General features: G+C 58.0%; 12 protein-coding genes. 2 read left to right on the plus strand and 10 right to left on the minus strand.

Going from position 1 to position 15,304, the window contains the following annotated elements; all coding sequences use genetic code 11:
- Positions 1–155: 155 nt before the first annotated feature.
- The 10 genes from alr to BMZ40_RS13400 form a co-directional block, all read right to left on the minus strand.
- A complete protein-coding gene (gene alr / locus BMZ40_RS13355) occupies positions 156–1,280 on the minus strand; it encodes an alanine racemase (protein WP_092376713.1) in 1,125 nt (374 codons plus the stop codon).
- A gap of 24 nt (positions 1,281–1,304) precedes the next feature.
- Positions 1,305–2,639, minus strand: coding sequence for a trypsin-like peptidase domain-containing protein (locus BMZ40_RS13360; RefSeq protein WP_092376716.1), 1,335 nt, complete (start codon positions 2,637–2,639; stop codon positions 1,305–1,307).
- 90 nt (positions 2,640–2,729) lie between these two features.
- Positions 2,730–3,188: an Hsp20/alpha crystallin family protein gene (locus BMZ40_RS13365; protein WP_092376719.1), complete on the minus strand. Its 459-nt coding sequence runs from the start codon at positions 3,186–3,188 to the stop codon at positions 2,730–2,732.
- A 70-nt stretch (positions 3,189–3,258) separates the two neighbouring features.
- Entirely contained in the window at positions 3,259–3,756 is a 498-nt protein-coding gene (locus tag BMZ40_RS13370) for a zinc ribbon domain-containing protein (RefSeq protein WP_092376722.1), read from the minus strand.
- Positions 3,757–3,761: 5 nt separating this feature from the next.
- On the minus strand, positions 3,762–6,077 hold the full coding sequence (locus BMZ40_RS13375) for a GspE/PulE family protein (protein ID WP_092376725.1): 2,316 nt from the start codon (positions 6,075–6,077) through the stop codon (positions 3,762–3,764).
- Positions 6,078–6,176: 99 nt separating this feature from the next.
- Positions 6,177–6,695, minus strand: coding sequence for a response regulator (locus BMZ40_RS13380; RefSeq protein ID WP_092376728.1), 519 nt, complete (start codon positions 6,693–6,695; stop codon positions 6,177–6,179).
- Positions 6,692–10,471 (minus strand): response regulator, encoded by a 3,780-nt coding sequence (locus BMZ40_RS13385; RefSeq protein WP_092376732.1) that lies wholly within the window; start codon positions 10,469–10,471, stop codon positions 6,692–6,694. The genes BMZ40_RS13380 and BMZ40_RS13385 overlap by 4 nt, the downstream gene beginning before the upstream one ends.
- Positions 10,472–10,540: 69 nt before the next feature.
- Complete coding sequence (locus BMZ40_RS13390; RefSeq protein ID WP_177193175.1) at positions 10,541–10,960, minus strand: response regulator; 420 nt, start codon at positions 10,958–10,960, stop codon at positions 10,541–10,543.
- Positions 10,957–12,714, minus strand: a complete 1,758-nt coding sequence (locus tag BMZ40_RS13395; RefSeq protein ID WP_092376738.1) for a phosphate ABC transporter substrate-binding/OmpA family protein — start codon at positions 12,712–12,714, stop codon at positions 10,957–10,959. The genes BMZ40_RS13390 and BMZ40_RS13395 overlap by 4 nt, the downstream gene beginning before the upstream one ends.
- A gap of 37 nt (positions 12,715–12,751) precedes the next feature.
- Positions 12,752–13,243, minus strand: coding sequence for a PilZ domain-containing protein (locus BMZ40_RS13400; RefSeq protein WP_092376741.1), 492 nt, complete (start codon positions 13,241–13,243; stop codon positions 12,752–12,754).
- A 132-nt stretch (positions 13,244–13,375) separates the two neighbouring features.
- Between BMZ40_RS13400 and BMZ40_RS19650 the strand changes: the two genes are divergently transcribed.
- Together BMZ40_RS19650 and phrB are read left to right on the plus strand one after the other, a co-directional pair.
- On the plus strand, positions 13,376–13,633 hold the full coding sequence (locus BMZ40_RS19650) for a hypothetical protein (protein ID WP_177193176.1): 258 nt from the start codon (positions 13,376–13,378) through the stop codon (positions 13,631–13,633).
- Between the two features lie 302 nt (positions 13,634–13,935).
- Entirely contained in the window at positions 13,936–15,294 is a 1,359-nt protein-coding gene (gene phrB / locus BMZ40_RS13410; protein ID WP_092376747.1) for a deoxyribodipyrimidine photo-lyase, read from the plus strand.
- Positions 15,295–15,304 lie beyond the last annotated feature (10 nt).

Consider the following 15,304-nt stretch of genomic DNA (forward strand, 5'->3'; position numbering starts at 1 on the left):
TTATCCCCCTCTGCTCATTTTCAGCGATTCTGCTATACGAAAATTCACCCTACGTCAAAACACTTGCCCCAAGATCACGACCCGATTCGTGTCTCCAGCGCTCCGGGCGCGGCAGGACGCCGTCCCCAGGGGGCCGGCGTCCCGAATGAGCGATTCTACTCTACATACTCGCGCGGATTCTGACCCAACAGACAGAACACCTCATAGGTGATCGTCCCCCACCATCCGGCGAGCTCATCGGCCGAGATGGCAAAAGGTCCCTCCCCGCCAAGCATGAAAATCTCATCGCCCGCCGCCGCTTCCGGCACTCCGGTCAAGTCCACGGCCGTAAGCTGCATGCAGACCCGGCCCAGGACCGGAACGCGTTTGCCGTGAAGGAGCATCCGCGCCTTGCCCGACAGTCCGCGCGAATAGTTGTCGGCATAGCCCACGGCCACGATGCCCACGCGTATTTCGGCAGGAGCGGTGAAGGTGCGTCCGTAACTCACGCTTTGACCGGCAGGGATGGTCCTGATCTGCATCAGCCTGCTGGAGACCTGCATGGTCGGCTTCAGGCCAAGCCCCTTTTCCTCCCAGGGTGTGCCGTGAAAAGGATTGCCGCCGTAGAGGGCGATGCCCGGGCGTTGCAGATCGTGGTGCAAATCTGGATGCCCGAAGATGGCCCCGGAGTTGGCCAGGCTGGCCCGCACGTCCAGCCCCCGGGCATGCAGAGTCTTGAGGATGCGCGCAAACCTGTCGCCCTGTTCGCGTACGTATTCGACCTGTCCAGGATCGTCGGCCGTGGCCAGATGGGAGCAGGCCATGGTCGCCCGGACATGCTCCAGTCCGTCCAGCGTGTCGGCCACTCCCGCCGCCTCGTCCGGCGCAAAGCCGAGCCGGGCCATGCCCGTATCGAACTTCAGGGCGACCCGGACCGTTGTCCCGGCGTGGCTTGCGGCCTCTTCCAGAAGCAGCAGCTGCTCGGTGCTGCCCACAAAGGCGACAATGTCACGCTCGCACACGCAGGCGTAATCTTCGGCGTCCAGTGGACCGAGCAGGGAGATGACCTCGGCCTCGGGCACGGTATCCTTAAGGACTGCGGCCTCGCCGACCGTCCCTGCGGCCATGGTCCGGGCCCCGGCCGCAAAGAGAGCCCCGGCCGCCTCGGGAAGCCCGTGCCCATAAGCATCGGACTTGATGACCGGCGCGGGGTCCGTGGCGCGGGTGCGGATCAGCCTGTAATTGTCCACCAGCGCCTGCAAACGGATGTGTGTGCGCACATGATTATACCAGATGGTCATGAAATGCTCCTTGAATGATGATCGTCAGACCCTTAGCCGCACGTGATAGCCGCGCCCGTCCCGGGCCACGAGCAGCAGCACCGTATTGGCCATGCGGTAGCGCTTGAACGCCCGGGCATAGTCATCCGCGGACGACAGCGCGTCCCCCGCGACCTTGAGCAGCAGATCGCCGCTCCTGAGCCCCAGCTGCTGGGCAGGGCTCCCCGGCCGGACCTGGGACACGACCAGGTTGCGCCCCTGGAGCCGCACCGTCATGCCCCAACGTCGGTCGGCCATGTCCAGTGCCTTTTCGTTCGTGAAGGCCTGCAACGTAACGGATGCCCTGCGCTTTCCCGTCTGTCCGGCAATATCCAGACGCAGCTCCTGCCCGAGGGTGAAATTCCTGAGTATGCGCTGATAGTGGCTGCGGTCCTCGACGCCCACCCCGTTGACCGAGGTGATCACGTCTCCGGGCTCGATCCCGGCCTTTTGCGAGGAAGCCTCATGCACCTGAGCCACGAGCATGCCTCGTGCCTCCTCAAGGCCCAGATACCGTGCAATGCGCTCGTCTACATCCTGGCCCTCAAGTCCCAGCCATGCGGCCTGCACGCGGCCGAAGCTGACCAGTTCTTCCACGACCCGCTTGGCCTTGTTGATGGGGATGGCGAACCCGATTCCCTCGGCTCCGGCATGGATGGCGGTGTTGATGCCGACCAGCTCGCCGGCCAAATTCATGAGCGGGCCACCGCTGTTGCCGGGGTTGATGGCCGCATCGGTCTGGATGAAATCCGTGAAGGTGCCCTGCTTGGTCTCGATGGTGCGTTCCAGGGCGGAGACCACTCCCGTGGTCACGGTGTTGCCAAACCCGAACGGATTGCCGATGGCGATGACCGTCTCGCCGATCATCATGTCCGAGGAGTCGCCCATGGTGGCCTGTGGCAGGTCCCGGGCGTCCTTCAGATGCAAGATGGCCAGGTCAAAGTCCGGATCAGAGCCGACCAGCTCGCCGTCGAACTGCCGCCCGTCCAGCAGGCGCACCCGGATGGTCGAGGCCCCCTCGATGACATGCGCGTTGGTCAGCACCAGCTGCTTGCCCGCGTCAATGATCACTCCGGAGCCAAGGCTGCGCTGTTCGAACCGACGAGTCAGATCCTGCGAGCCGAAAAAATGGCGGAACAAGGAGTCATCAAACATGGAGCCAAAAGGATTGATCTCCTGCTCGACGATGCGCGCGGTGTGGATGTTGACCACCGCCGGGGCCACGCTTTGCACGGTGCGCACCACCGGCGTCATGCGGATATCCCGGCCCGAGGCAAAAGAAAAATGGGCGCTCACGAGCGCCCAGCAAAGGATCACGGCCAGCAACTTGATCAGTTTCATGACAAAATCTCCTTGAAAATCATGACCTCAACCGAGGGGCCATGCAAAAAAGGGCCTTTTCCCAAATCTTGGGCCAGTTGTCATGTCAAATCATTCATCCAGGGAAATGGGGATGGTCCTGTTCACCGGGCGCCGGGTGCGCTTGGGCACCCGTATCTGCAAAAGGCCTGCCTTCATGCTGGCGGCCACGGCCTGGTCGTCGATATCCTCCGGCAGTTCGAAGCGGCGTGAAAAACAGCCATATGATCGCTCCATGACCTGGAAGGCCGCGCCCTCGACATTCAAAGGCGGCTGGCGTTCGCCGAAGACGGCCAGTTCGTTGCCATGCACCTCGAGCCGCACATTTTCACGCTCAAGCCCCGGCAACTCGACCAGAACGAAAAAAGCGTCCTCGACCTCGATCACATCGGCCACGGGCCGGAATCTGGCCAGCCTGCGCCCATTCTCGACAAAGGAGGAAGAGCAGGCAGAGTTCTCGACCAGACGCTGCATCTCTTCTTTTAAATCTTCCATCTCAAGCCAGGAATTCCACGGAAAAAGCTTTGCCATAAATCACCAATGGTTACGTCGTTTGAAGCGTGAAACCGCCACGCCGCCCGAAAAGCCGTGCAAACGGCTCTCAAATGAAAAACAATGCTCCAAGCGCCAAGATGGCGACAATTATGAGCACGATCCAGATTTTGCTCTTTTCCTCATCCACGAACATGGCGCTGCCGATTTGCGTACTTCGGAGGTTGTCGCTCTGGGCCTGGGCAAGGCGGCGCATCTCCTCGGCTTCGGCCTCGGCCTCCAGCTCGTGGCCACGGCCCTGGCGGCGCACTTCCTCCATGGCCAGGGCATACACGACGCCGCACTTGGGACATTCAAAGGGAGTCGCGAAGGCGTTGTCACCTTCCTGCCTTTCATAATGGCACTTTGGGCATTTTTCCAATCGCAATTTGAGATTAGCGGGTATGACCACGGCTTCGTCGGCCTTTGAGAACCTGGGCGACTCGGCGCCATCCGTAGTCTCGTCGGCGTCGGAAGTCTCGGCACCGTTGACGGACTCTGGAGCAGCTTGGGTCTCGACGTTTTCCGCAAGCTCGGGGGCTTCTTTTTTCTCAGTACTGTTTTCCATTTCACTCACTCGGAAGTCGTCACTTTCTGCAGTTGCAGGATATCTATATCCCCTTTGAAAATCTTCGCGATCCCATCCTGATAGAGAGTCCGCATGCCCTGCTCGATGGCCATCAGCGCGACCTCTTCCGATGAGTGCTTGCGGGCAATGGCCTTGCGGATTTCAGGGGTCGCGACCAGCAACTCGTGAATTCCGGTTCGCCCCCTGTAGCCGGTCTGGCCGCAACGTCCGCAGCCTTTTGCCCTGTAGATGAGGGCGCTTGAACGGTCGATGCCGAGTTCGGGAAAAAAGTCCTCTCCGTACTGAGTGAGCAGATACGCCCATTCCTCGTCGGAAGGGGCGTAGGCCTCGCGGCATTGCACGCACAGGGTCTTGACCAGGCGCTGGGCCAGAATGCCATGCAACGCTTCAGAGAAGTTAAGAGATTCTATGCCCATGTCCAGAAGGCGCGTCACGGTTTCCGACGCGGAGTTGGTGTGCAGGGTCGAAAAAACCATGTGTCCCGTCAGCGAAGCCTCCACGCCGATCTGCGCTGTCTGGAGATCGCGCATCTCGCCCACGAGGATAACGTCCGGGTCCGCACGCAGAAAGGCGCGCATGATGCGGGGAAAATCAAGGCCGATGGCGCTTTCGACCTGGACCTGCTGGAGCCCCGGCTGCGTGATCTCAACCGGGTCTTCGACGGTCCAGATCTTCTTGTCCGGGGTGTTGATGCGCGCAAGGATAGAGTGCAGCGTGGTCGTTTTTCCGGAACCTGTCGGCCCGACGACCAGAAAAATTCCGTGCGGCTTGAACATGAGACGCTCGATCTGGGCCTTGTTCGCATCGCTCAGGTTCAGCTTGTCGAACGGAAGAGCCTTGCCGGAGGTGAGCATGCGCAGCACCGCGCTCTCGCCGTGCACGGTGGGGAGCGTGGCGACGCGGAGCTCAAGCTCGCGCCCCTTGAAACGGACCTTGGCCTTGCCGTCCTGTGGCAGCCGCCGTTCGGAAATGTTCAGATTGGAGAGAATCTTGATGCGTGACACCACGGGCTTGATGATGCTCTCGGGGACGGTCAGCACCCGCATGCAGGTGCCGTCGATGCGCATGCGCACCACCCCGGGGCGCCCCGTCTTCGAGGGTTCGATATGAATGTCCGAAGCCCCGGTCTTGTGCGCGTGCATGATGATCTTGTTCACGAAACGCACGGCGAGCTGGCGGCTTTCCTGGGAAATGTCCTCCTCCTCGACCTGCGCGAGCTCAAGGCCCTCCTCGGAGACTCCTTCCAGATCGGCCAGGGCCTCGGAGAGGTCGTCCCCGTCATCGTACTCGTCGAAATCATCCTCATGCCCATCCTCGCCCATGTCGTCGTCATAGGCATCCGCCATGCCCTTCGAGGCAACGCCGGTCTTGGGCAGCTGGCTGCGATCACCGAGAAAAGCCAGAATCTCCTCTGGCAAACCCACCCTGAATTCATACTCCTTCGCGGTCAGGATCCGCTTTATTTCCTCGATCTGTTCGGAGTCGTGCGGATTGTGGATAAGGATGACGACCCGTTCGCCCTTGGCCTGGATGGGCAGCCACAGGTTATTGAGCAGGTACTGGCGGTTGATGCCTTTGAGCATGTGCTCGGAGACGGGATTGTCCTGATAGCGCACAAAGGGCGTCTGGTAGTAGATCTCCAGCGATGCGCCTATGTCGTCCGGGCTCACGCCGTAATCGAGCTGGAGCAGCCGGGAGGTTGAAACCCCCTTCCTGGCGGAGCGCGATATGGCGTCATCGAGCTGCTCGCGGGTCAGTACGCCCTGGAAGACGAGATTTTCGTACGGGCCCTTGGGCAGGCTACGCTCCTCGAACATCTTCTGCCCCATGATGCTCACGATGAGGCGGCAAAACGCCTCGTCCTCACGGGAAAAATCGCCATCCTGCTTGTTCAGGAGCTGCAACACCCCCAAAAGCTCATTTTCATGCTGGATCGGCATGGAGATCACATTGCGCGTTTCAAACCCGACCAGCTGGTCATACTGGCGATCAAAACGCAGGCTTGGATGAATGGCCTCAAGTTCGTCAAATTCGATGCTCCTGAGAATGAACGGCATCAGCGACTGGGCCGTGTAACCGGCAAGGCTCGATGTCGATATCGGCAGCCGCACTTCGCGGGGCCGGCCGTCCTTCAAAACCAGAGAGAACAATTCCGCGTGCTGCGCATCGCATTTGTACAGACGTATCTGCTCGACCTGAAAAAGGGCCTTCAGATCGGGCAGGCATTTGTTCCAGGCCATCTCGAAGGCCTGGGCCGCCTGAAATATCTTCTTGATGTCGATCAGCTTGGACTTGAGCATACAACCTCGCCTTCATGGCCTTTGCGTGCGGTGTGAACAAGAAACGGGACCGGGAAGTGTGCATCCGGTCCCGTGAAACGACAACTCATGCGCAAGAGATCAATCCAGATACGGGGAGGAAAGGCCGTCGTCGTTCTGACCCGACATCGCCCTGATCTTCATGATCAGCTCGTCGCGCTGCTGCTTGTATATGTACCGCTCCGAATGGCAACGGATACGGGCAATGAGATCGGTCTTGTCCGGCAGCTTGATCATGTAGTCGTTGGCTCCAAGAGCGATGGCCTTCTTTTTGAGCTCCGGCTCCTCGCGGGCCGACAGCACGATGAGTGGCACGTCGCGAAAATCCTCGCTGCTCTTGAAGAACTTGACCATGGTCAGCCCGTTCACCCCCGGCATGACCAGATCGAGCATTATCACGGTGGGCTGGACGCCGATGGCGGTTTCCAGGGCCTTGTCCGGCTCCTTGCAGTAGTTGAAGATGATGTCCGTCTCGGAGGAGAGCTTGATGCGCATGGCTTCGCCTATCAAGAATTCATCATCGATGAGCAGGACCGATATCGGCAAACTGGTCACATACTGATCCGCAATGGAATCTACGTCCTGACTGTACATGTTCATCCTTTGCGCTCCACGATATGTACGTTTTCGAGATACTTGATCATCTCTTTGAGCAATTTCTGAACTTCATCCGCATTCTTCTGCATCCCGGCCGTTTCGATCTTGTACCCGATATGGCTCAGATAATCAAAACCATAGGTACTCCCGAGCCCCTTCTGGCTATGGCCGTGACGGCAAATGACATCAAAGTTTTTCTCGGGCAATGCTTCCTGCATCTCAGCGACATTCGAATGCATGGTGTCCATGAAGAGAGGCACGAGCTCATAAAGCTCGGCATCAACCTCGACCGTGTAATCCTGCACGTCCTCGGCGATTTCCTCGGGCACCGAGGTAGCCGGCACCGGCTCCTCGATTTCCTCTTCGATGAGGTCCGCCTTTATCTCGTAAACGATGTCCACCCGCTCCAGGTAATTGCCCAGCGCCAGCAAGAGATCGGCAAGCTGTTCGGCGTCCCGGGCCTCGGCGGCGGTCTGGATTTTTCGTCCGATGATGCTGATGTACTCGAAACCGTAGGTGCTGCCGAAGCCCTTGTGGCTGTGCCCGAAGCGACGCATGGTCGGGAAATCCTTCTGGGCCAGGGCCTTGCCCATGAGCTCAAGATCCTTCTGCATTGCATCCATGAGGAACGGAATGAGCTCGGACATTTCCGGCGCGACGTGGACCACATAACGTCCATCCACCGGCGCAGGTAGATCATCCCCGGCCATCTCACCGGAGGCCTCCTCGGCCTGGATCTTCTGCGTCGTGCCAGTGTTCATGAACACGGACAGGTGGTTGACCGCCTCGACGACCACGGCCGCCTGCCTGCTCTTGGCCGCGCTCTCGATGATCTTGCCGGCCTGGCTGATCGCGTCCACGGCGTACGTGCTGCCCAGCCCCTTCAGACTGTGGCCGCAACGCTGCATCGTGCCGAAGTCCTGGGTCGTGATGGCGTCGGCGAGCTGCTCCTGAAAATCACGCACGGTGCGCAGAAAGAGCGGTCGCAGATCCTGCAATTCGGGATCGATCTGGACCGGAGAGTCCACTTCGTCATGAATGGGCGTGATCTCCGTGACCAGCAGGGGCTCTGGTTGCGCGATCAGGGATTCACGCTGTCCTGCGAAGAGATCGATGATGTTGATGAGCGCCTGCTTCTTGATGGGCTTGGCCAGAAACTCCGTGCATCCCGCGTCCATGGTCTTCTGCCGGTGTTCCTGAAAGGCATGGGCCGTCAGGGCGATGATGGGCGTTTTGTATTCGCGTTTATCCTGTTCCCAGGCGCGAATGCGGCGCGTGGCCTCAAGGCCGTCCATGACCGGCATCTCCATGTCCATGAGCACCAGATCGAAGGGTTCTTCGGTGAACTTCTCCACTGCGATCTTGCCGTTCTCGGCGTGCACAATGGAGACGTTGCTGCTCTTGAGAAAAAGCTCGACCACCCGTCTGTTGGCCTCGACATCGTCGACCAGAAGCACCTTCCAGCCCTTGTCGTGCAGGTCCGTCATGCGCCTGCGCTGGGATTCGGACACCACCTCGTAGATCTTGTCGTGCAGGACGACATCCCGCTCGCTCTTGAGGATATACGACAGCGGGCCGAAATCGGTCGCCTTGGGCAGCCGCGCAAGGTCCTCGGCGGCCTGCACCGCCAGGACAAGGTTGGCCACGGGAATTCCCTGTCCGATGAGCAGATGCGCGATCTCGATTCCCGGCACGTTGTCGACCATGGAATCGATCAGGATGGCCTGGAAGGCGAAATCCTTCTTGTGCGCATTCAGGGCGTCGATGGCCTTGGCCGCCGACGGACAGGAGACGGGGACAAGCCCCCAGCCGCGCACCAGCGAGCTTATGCTCCCCCGGCCCTCGGGCTGGTCCTCGATGATGAGCAGATGCGTGTCCGCCGGAATCTTCAAACGGAATTCCGGCTGCCTGACCTCCTGGTCGGGGGCGAGAGGCACTTTGAAGAAGAAGGTCGTTCCCTGTCCGGATTCACTCTCGACCCAGATCCGTCCGCCCATGAGCTCCACGAGCTTCTTGGAGATGGCCAGTCCGAGGCCCGTGCCTCCGAATTCCCTGGTCGTCGAGGAGTCGGCTTGCGCAAAGCTCTCGAAGACGGAGCTCAGCTTCGATTTCGGAATCCCTATGCCCGTATCCTTGACCGCGAAGAGGCAGCACGGAGCCCCGTCGTCCATGACGGACTCCGTCACGGACATGGTCACTCCGCCGACGCTGGTGAACTTGAGCGCGTTGCCGACAAGATTGATCACAATCTGCCGGATGCGGGTCGGATCACCGATGTAGCGTTGCGCCAGCCCTTCTGAAACCTTCTTTTCGAGCTTCAGGGACTTCTCCTCCGCCCGATAGACAAAGAGTTTGTTCACGTCGTCCACAAGCTCGCGCAGATTGAACGGGATGGATTCGAGCTTGATCTGGCCGACCTCGATCTTGGAAAAATCGAGGATGTCGTTGATGATACCCAGCAGAAGTTCGCCAGCGGAGCTAAAGGTCTTGACGTATTCCAGCTGATCCTCGTTCAGGCTCGTCTCCTGAAGCATCTCGGCCATGCCCAGGATCGCGTTCATGGGAGTACGGATCTCGTGGCTCATGCGGGCCAGAAATTCACTCTTGGAGCGGGTGGCCTTGTCGGCCTGGTCCTTGGCCACGCGCAGGTCCTCGGCATGCTGGCGCAGCAGTTCGCTGGCCTTCTTGCGATCAGAGATGTCCTCGATGACAAAAATGACGCCCCGGCTCAAATCCTGCGGGTCAATGGCCTTGGCGGAGACCTGACTCCAGAAGACGCTGCCGTCCTTCCTGCGGAACTGATACTCCAGCTGGGTGATCTCCCGCTCGGCCAGTCGATTGAAGAATTTTTCGCTGAACTCATCGAAGTTGCGGCCGGAGACATGGAATTTTTCGGGGCTGACAAGGGACATCTCCGCCACCGAATAGCCGAAAATGGTCGCGAACCTGCGATTCGTCCGGATGACCTTGTGATCGGAGCTCAAAACCGAAATGCCGACCAGCGAGTTGTCGAAAATGGCCTGCAGCTCATGGTAGGCGTTGTTCAGGTCTTCCGTGCGCGCGTCGACCTTCTCTTCAAGGCTCTTGTAGAGTTCCTTGAGGCTGTGGCTCATGATGTTGAAACCGTGGGCCAGAACTCCGAGTTCATCCCGGCGCTGATCCAGGTTCGTGGTCACGAACTCGCCGCGCGACAGGCTCTGGGTGAGGACGGAGAGATTGACGACCGGCAGAATGAGCAGGCGATTCAGGAAGACGTAAAGAAAAAGCGCGATCAGGCCGAGCACCACGGCAAAAGCGGCCACGAGACGAATGGTGGTCGCCTGCACCTCCTGCCGCGCCTTGTCGATAAACATGCCCAGCTTGACCTGGCCGATACTTTTCCCTCCCACGAGGATGTCGTGGGTGACCACGCTCACGTCCCGGGCGCTGTAGGCGCTCATGAGGTCATCCCGGGTCAGCCCGACCCGGACCTCGCCCTTGAGAAAGGATTTTCCGACCGGATCGACGATCTGGCAGTACGCGACAAGGGGGGAGTACTCGGCTTTTATGGCCAGCTCCTCCAGCAGGTAGATGCTTTCCCGCTGGATGGCGGGCACGCTTGCCTGGGCGACCATTTCCGCCTGCTCCATGCCCTGCCTGCGGATGTCGTTTATGAGAAAGTCGAGTTGCGTGACATAGATGAAATACCCCAGTGCGAAAAAGCATATGGCCAGAATGAACTGAATCCCAAGATGTATCTTGAACTGGAGCAGATTAAAAAATGATTTTTTTCGTTCCATATCCTACTCGTGCTGTAGCCGCCGACGGCAAGGCAAAGGTTTCATGAGATTTCGTCCGCCAGGAGAACATCAGGGTAAGGCCAGCACGGCCTGAACGGCATCGAGCAGGTCTTCACGCTTGATGGGTTTGCTCAGGCACTGTTTCGCGCCCATAAGCCGCGCCCACTTCAAATAATCCGTGGCGCCGCCCCTGCCGCCGGCGGACATGGCGATAATGCGAATCCGGCTGTTTTCCTTGCGCAATTCGCGGATGATCTGAATTCCTTCCTTGTCTGGCATGATGAGATCGGTGATGACCAGATCAAAATCCTGGGACCTGTACAATTTAAGCCCTTCCTCGCCATCTCCCGCCTGAACGACATTGTAGCCGGCGGAAATCAGGATCTTGGCCAGGGCCAGACACATGAGCTTGTCGTCATCGATGACAAGAATGTTCTGCATGACCGCCTCTTGTCCGGGATCGGAGCCGTGGGCATTTGGTTGCGTCATTTGATCCATGTCTCCACACGTCGATTTTTTTCTCTTCCGGCGCGGATGTCATTGCGGTCTACCGCGCCCTCTTCGCCGGCGGCCAGGACAACGATATCCTGCACCCCCCTTTTGCCCAGCGCCTCGGCGACGGCTTCCGCCCGTTTGCGCGAAACCGCCAGATTGGAGGCATAGGCCCCCACCGAGTCCGAATAGCCAACCAGGACAATCGTTTTTCCCGAATTCTTCGGCTCCTTCATCATGGCCGCGATTCGGGCCAAATCCCTGCCGCCCTGTTCATCCAACTCCAGATTTCCGGATTCAAAGTGAAAGACAAAAGACAGTTTCTGCGCCCCGTACACACCGTCGAGGTAGTCCTGCAGAACAGTCCTGCGGGCGCTCTCGGGCACCGCTTCGCCGTCGAACTGCACCAACGGCGGAAGCGACTTCAAAGGCGGTGCTTTCAAAACGGGCGGAGGTTCCGTTGCAGGCAACTGCGCAAAAGGGATTTGCGAACCGTCAAGCGGGGTGTCCCGATCCGCAGCGGATGCGTCCCCTTCGACCTCGCTGTTCTTCACAAATCCGAATTTCTTGACCACTTCCTGGCCGACGGGACCCAGGGCAACGTGAATGAAGTCGCGCGCGTAGACATTGTCCGTCGTGGCTTTGAGGTAGAGATACAAGTTCCGGCCGGCCGGATAGACAAGTTTGCGAATGGACTCGGGCGTGGGCGCGACCGCGTCGGAATCCGCACCTGGCTTGAGAGGCATCTCGCGGCACTGGTTGGCCATCGTGATGCTGCTGAACCCGACCGCCCAGGGATCCTGGGAGACAAGCTCGGGCAACATTTCGTGGATGTCGACGACGCGGGCCGAGGAGGCAAAATCTTTCCCGTTCAGAAAAAAATCTTTTACAAAACGGCGTGTTGCAAAATTCTCCCGCAGAACGAAGACCTTGATCGGTGCCGGAGGGCCGCCCACCTGCTCCCAATTTAAGATCTCACCGGAAAAAATGCCGCCCACCTGTTCGATGGTCAGAGCCGGGACCGGGTTGTCCTTGTGCACGAGCACCGCCACGGCGTCCATGCCCAGCCTGTGTTCGCTCTGCGCCGTAACGATCCCTTCCCCGAAAATCTTGGCGTCCACGGCGGAGAGTTTGTGCACGGCCATGGCAATGTCGCAGTCTCCGGCCTTGAGGGCAGAAAATCCCGCAGCCGTTCCCTGGCCGCTTATCTTGATGGCGCGAATTTCCCGGGCCGCGTAAAAAATCCCTTCCACGGTCATTTCATCGGCGCTTTTACCTGGAATCCTGCGCACCTCATTGGCTCCGATATTCGTCAAATAAAATTCCGCCAGCTCCGGCACAAGACGATTGGCCAGCGTGCTCGCGCCCGACAGCTCAAGGATGGTCTGCGTGGAATACTGGACAGGCTTGTACACGCCCTCGATCCTGGCTCCGGTTTCGTCTTTCTTGAGCACAACGGGCGGGGGAGTCTCCCAGCCGGGAATCGGCTTGAACTCGACGCGATAAAGGTTGCCGGCCTCGTGAAAATCACCGGCCCCATGCCACTGGCTCAACAGTCTCCATTGCCCGCCTCCGACGGCAGCCTCCTGCGGAAAAACGGACACGTGCGCGACCGGATTGACAGACCCAAATGAAAACAGGTCCGGCCTGAGAAAAAAAGTGACTGCCGCCCCCATGACGGCGAGAGCCAGGACTGCCAGAAAGAAACCAAAAATTTTTCCAGACGATCCAGATCCGTCCATGTCAGCCATATATACCGCTCCTCTTCGCCATCACCTTGATTTGAAACTATTTGGGAAGAATGTATTTTCCGAGAGCCCTGTCAAAACCACCTTCATCCTGAAAGAGAGCTCCGACCTTTGACCCTCTTATGGATTCTATCGATATCTTCTTTTCCATTCTTGAGCGTTCATCATCATCCAGAATAAATCTTAATATAAACATAGATCCAATATTAAAATTGCATTTGTTGTATTCAAAGCCAATTCCTGTCAGCGATATATCAGTTATTATGACATCACCCACAGGGTTAATAGATCCTGAAGAATCAAATAGAAGCCCATGTATATATGTTTCTTTTCTGTAATATTTTCTAAAATTAAAAGAAACCTTGAACTTATACGAACATCTGCGACACGTTGCGTTCACATTCCAATGATAAACATCCTTAATTCGCTCAACTGCGACCTCTTTCTCTAATTTGCATTGTGGACATGCAAAAGAGACCACCATCTTGTTATGCACGAAAACTTCAACATCTGATATTTTGTCGTCGCTCATATATTTTTCTTCATGTTAAAATTGAGATGCTGAAAATACGTCGCAAAATGCAGCTCTTCAAAAAAAGAATCGTCACGATTCAAGTCCCGAGAAGCCACGTGAAAAAACAGCAACCCGGAACCCGGACTGTTTGTGCGAAATGACACGCGCAGCCGCTCGTTTCAAGCTAAAAATCACATTATGAACAGCGGACGAAGCAAATATCTGTTCACGAAAAAAAAGGCCCGAAACCGCACGCATCTCTTCATGGACGAAGACCGCGAAAAGCGCTTCGAAATTCGGCCTCCTGCAAAGAAAGAAAGTGGAACATCCACAAAAATTGTGGGCGCAATGAATGCGACACCGGAAACACAAGATTCAGAAGTCAAAAAAATCGTTGAAATCTGTTGAATATCATTACAAATTCGAGTCGATAATGCAATCCATATAATCAGATTGCCTCTTTCCCTGCACGGACTGCGAGGACCTCTTTTGCGCCATGGATTAAAATGCAATGCACGCGCAAAACACACCAAAACCCCAATTGACAGCACTGTGCAACTGAACAAGGATCATGATGCATGTCATGCACCGCGTATCAGGGCAGGCGAAAGATGAAACGAACCCACCTTGTCCGCCAAGAGAGCCCACTCGTCTTGAATGCGTGCAAAACAAATAATCTCAAAGGGCCTGACCCAAAGGGAAGACTCAGCATGAATCCACGCCGCGTTCACATCCTCAAAGATGCGCCTATAGCCCGGGGTCCGGTGCTTTACTGGATGCACCGGGATTTTCGGGCCCGGGACAACTGGGGGCTGACCTACGCCCGCCTGCAGGCGCTAAGGGCCGGGCAACCCGTGGCCGTGGTCTTTTGTCTGGCTCCGGAATTCGTGGACGCGACAGTGGTACATTTCAATTTCCTGCTCGATGGGCTGGCGCAAACGGTGCAGGACCTCCGGCAACAGAACATCGGCTTTTTTGCCCTGACCGGAAGTCCCGGACTTGAAGTCGCTCGTTTCGCGCGCGGGCACGGAGCCGGACTTGTGGTCACGGATTTTGATCCGCTGCGCGTCAAGCGTCGATGGCATGAGGATCTGCTTTCGGCCGTCGATCAACCCGTGCACGAGGTCGATTCGCGCAACATCGTGCCCGCGCGGGTGGTTTCAGACCGGCGGGAGTTCATGGCGCGAACCATTCGCCCCAAAATCAAACGTCTGCTGCTGGAATTCCTGGATGAATTCCCCGCTCTGCCCGCGCATCCCCATGATTGGCCGACAACGCAGCCGGAGCCTGACTTCTCCGTGTTGCGGTCAAAAATCCAAAATGACGCCGCACGGCAGAATCTGCTCGTCGAGCCAGGGGAACAGGCAGGCCAGGCCGTGCTCCACGATTTCCTGAAAAACAGGCTGCCCTTCTACGCCAAGCGCAACGACCCCAACCAGGATGTCTGCTCCAACCTCTCCGCGCACCTGCACTTCGGCATGCTTTCCGCCCAACGCGCGGCCCTGGAAACCCAGGCGCGCGGGCTTGCCGGAGAGCATGTCGACTCATTCCTTGACGAACTCATCGTCCGCCGCGAGCTTTCGGACAACTTCTGCCTGCATACTCCAAACTACGACACCGAGGACGGCTTCCCCGCCTGGGCCAGGGAGAGCCTGCACAAGCACCGCAACGATCCCCGCCCAGTCATTCACTCACCGGAGGAACTTGAAAAGGCCGGGACCCACGACCCGCTCTGGAACGCCGCCCAGACCCAGATGCTGCATAGCGGCAAGATGCACGGCTACCTGCGCATGTACTGGGCCAAGAAAATCCTGGAGTGGTCCCCTTCTCCGGCCGAGGCCCTGCGCACGGCCATTCTGCTCAATGACCGCTACAGCCTGGATGGCCGGAACAGCAACGGCTACACGGGCATTGCCTGGTCCATCGGAGGGGTGCACGACCGTGGCTGGACCGAGCGTCCGATTTTCGGCAAGATCAGATTCATGAACTACGCGGGCGCACGCCGCAAATTCGACGTGGACCAATATGTAAGGAAGTGGACCGCGCCAGAGGATGATGCATCAATCTGACCCCCAGGAA

The sequence above is a fragment of the Desulfomicrobium apsheronum genome, from assembly GCF_900114115.1.
Classification (GTDB): domain Bacteria; phylum Desulfobacterota; class Desulfovibrionia; order Desulfovibrionales; family Desulfomicrobiaceae; genus Desulfomicrobium; species Desulfomicrobium apsheronum.

Coding starts and splice junctions, on each gene's coding strand:
- alr (WP_092376713.1), bottom strand. CDS start 1,280: ATGACCATCTGGTATAATCATGTGCGCACACACATCCGTTTGCAGGCG.
- BMZ40_RS13360 (WP_092376716.1), bottom strand. CDS start 2,639: ATGAAACTGATCAAGTTGCTGGCCGTGATCCTTTGCTGGGCGCTCGTG.
- BMZ40_RS13365 (WP_092376719.1), bottom strand. CDS start 3,188: ATGGCAAAGCTTTTTCCGTGGAATTCCTGGCTTGAGATGGAAGATTTA.
- BMZ40_RS13370 (WP_092376722.1), bottom strand. CDS start 3,756: ATGGAAAACAGTACTGAGAAAAAAGAAGCCCCCGAGCTTGCGGAAAAC.
- BMZ40_RS13375 (WP_092376725.1), bottom strand. CDS start 6,077: ATGCTCAAGTCCAAGCTGATCGACATCAAGAAGATATTTCAGGCGGCC.
- BMZ40_RS13380 (WP_092376728.1), bottom strand. CDS start 6,695: ATGAACATGTACAGTCAGGACGTAGATTCCATTGCGGATCAGTATGTG.
- BMZ40_RS13385 (WP_092376732.1), bottom strand. CDS start 10,471: ATGGAACGAAAAAAATCATTTTTTAATCTGCTCCAGTTCAAGATACAT.
- BMZ40_RS13390 (WP_177193175.1), bottom strand. CDS start 10,960: ATGACGCAACCAAATGCCCACGGCTCCGATCCCGGACAAGAGGCGGTC.
- BMZ40_RS13395 (WP_092376738.1), bottom strand. CDS start 12,714: ATGGCTGACATGGACGGATCTGGATCGTCTGGAAAAATTTTTGGTTTC.
- BMZ40_RS13400 (WP_092376741.1), bottom strand. CDS start 13,243: ATGAGCGACGACAAAATATCAGATGTTGAAGTTTTCGTGCATAACAAG.
- phrB (WP_092376747.1), top strand. CDS start 13,936: ATGAATCCACGCCGCGTTCACATCCTCAAAGATGCGCCTATAGCCCGG.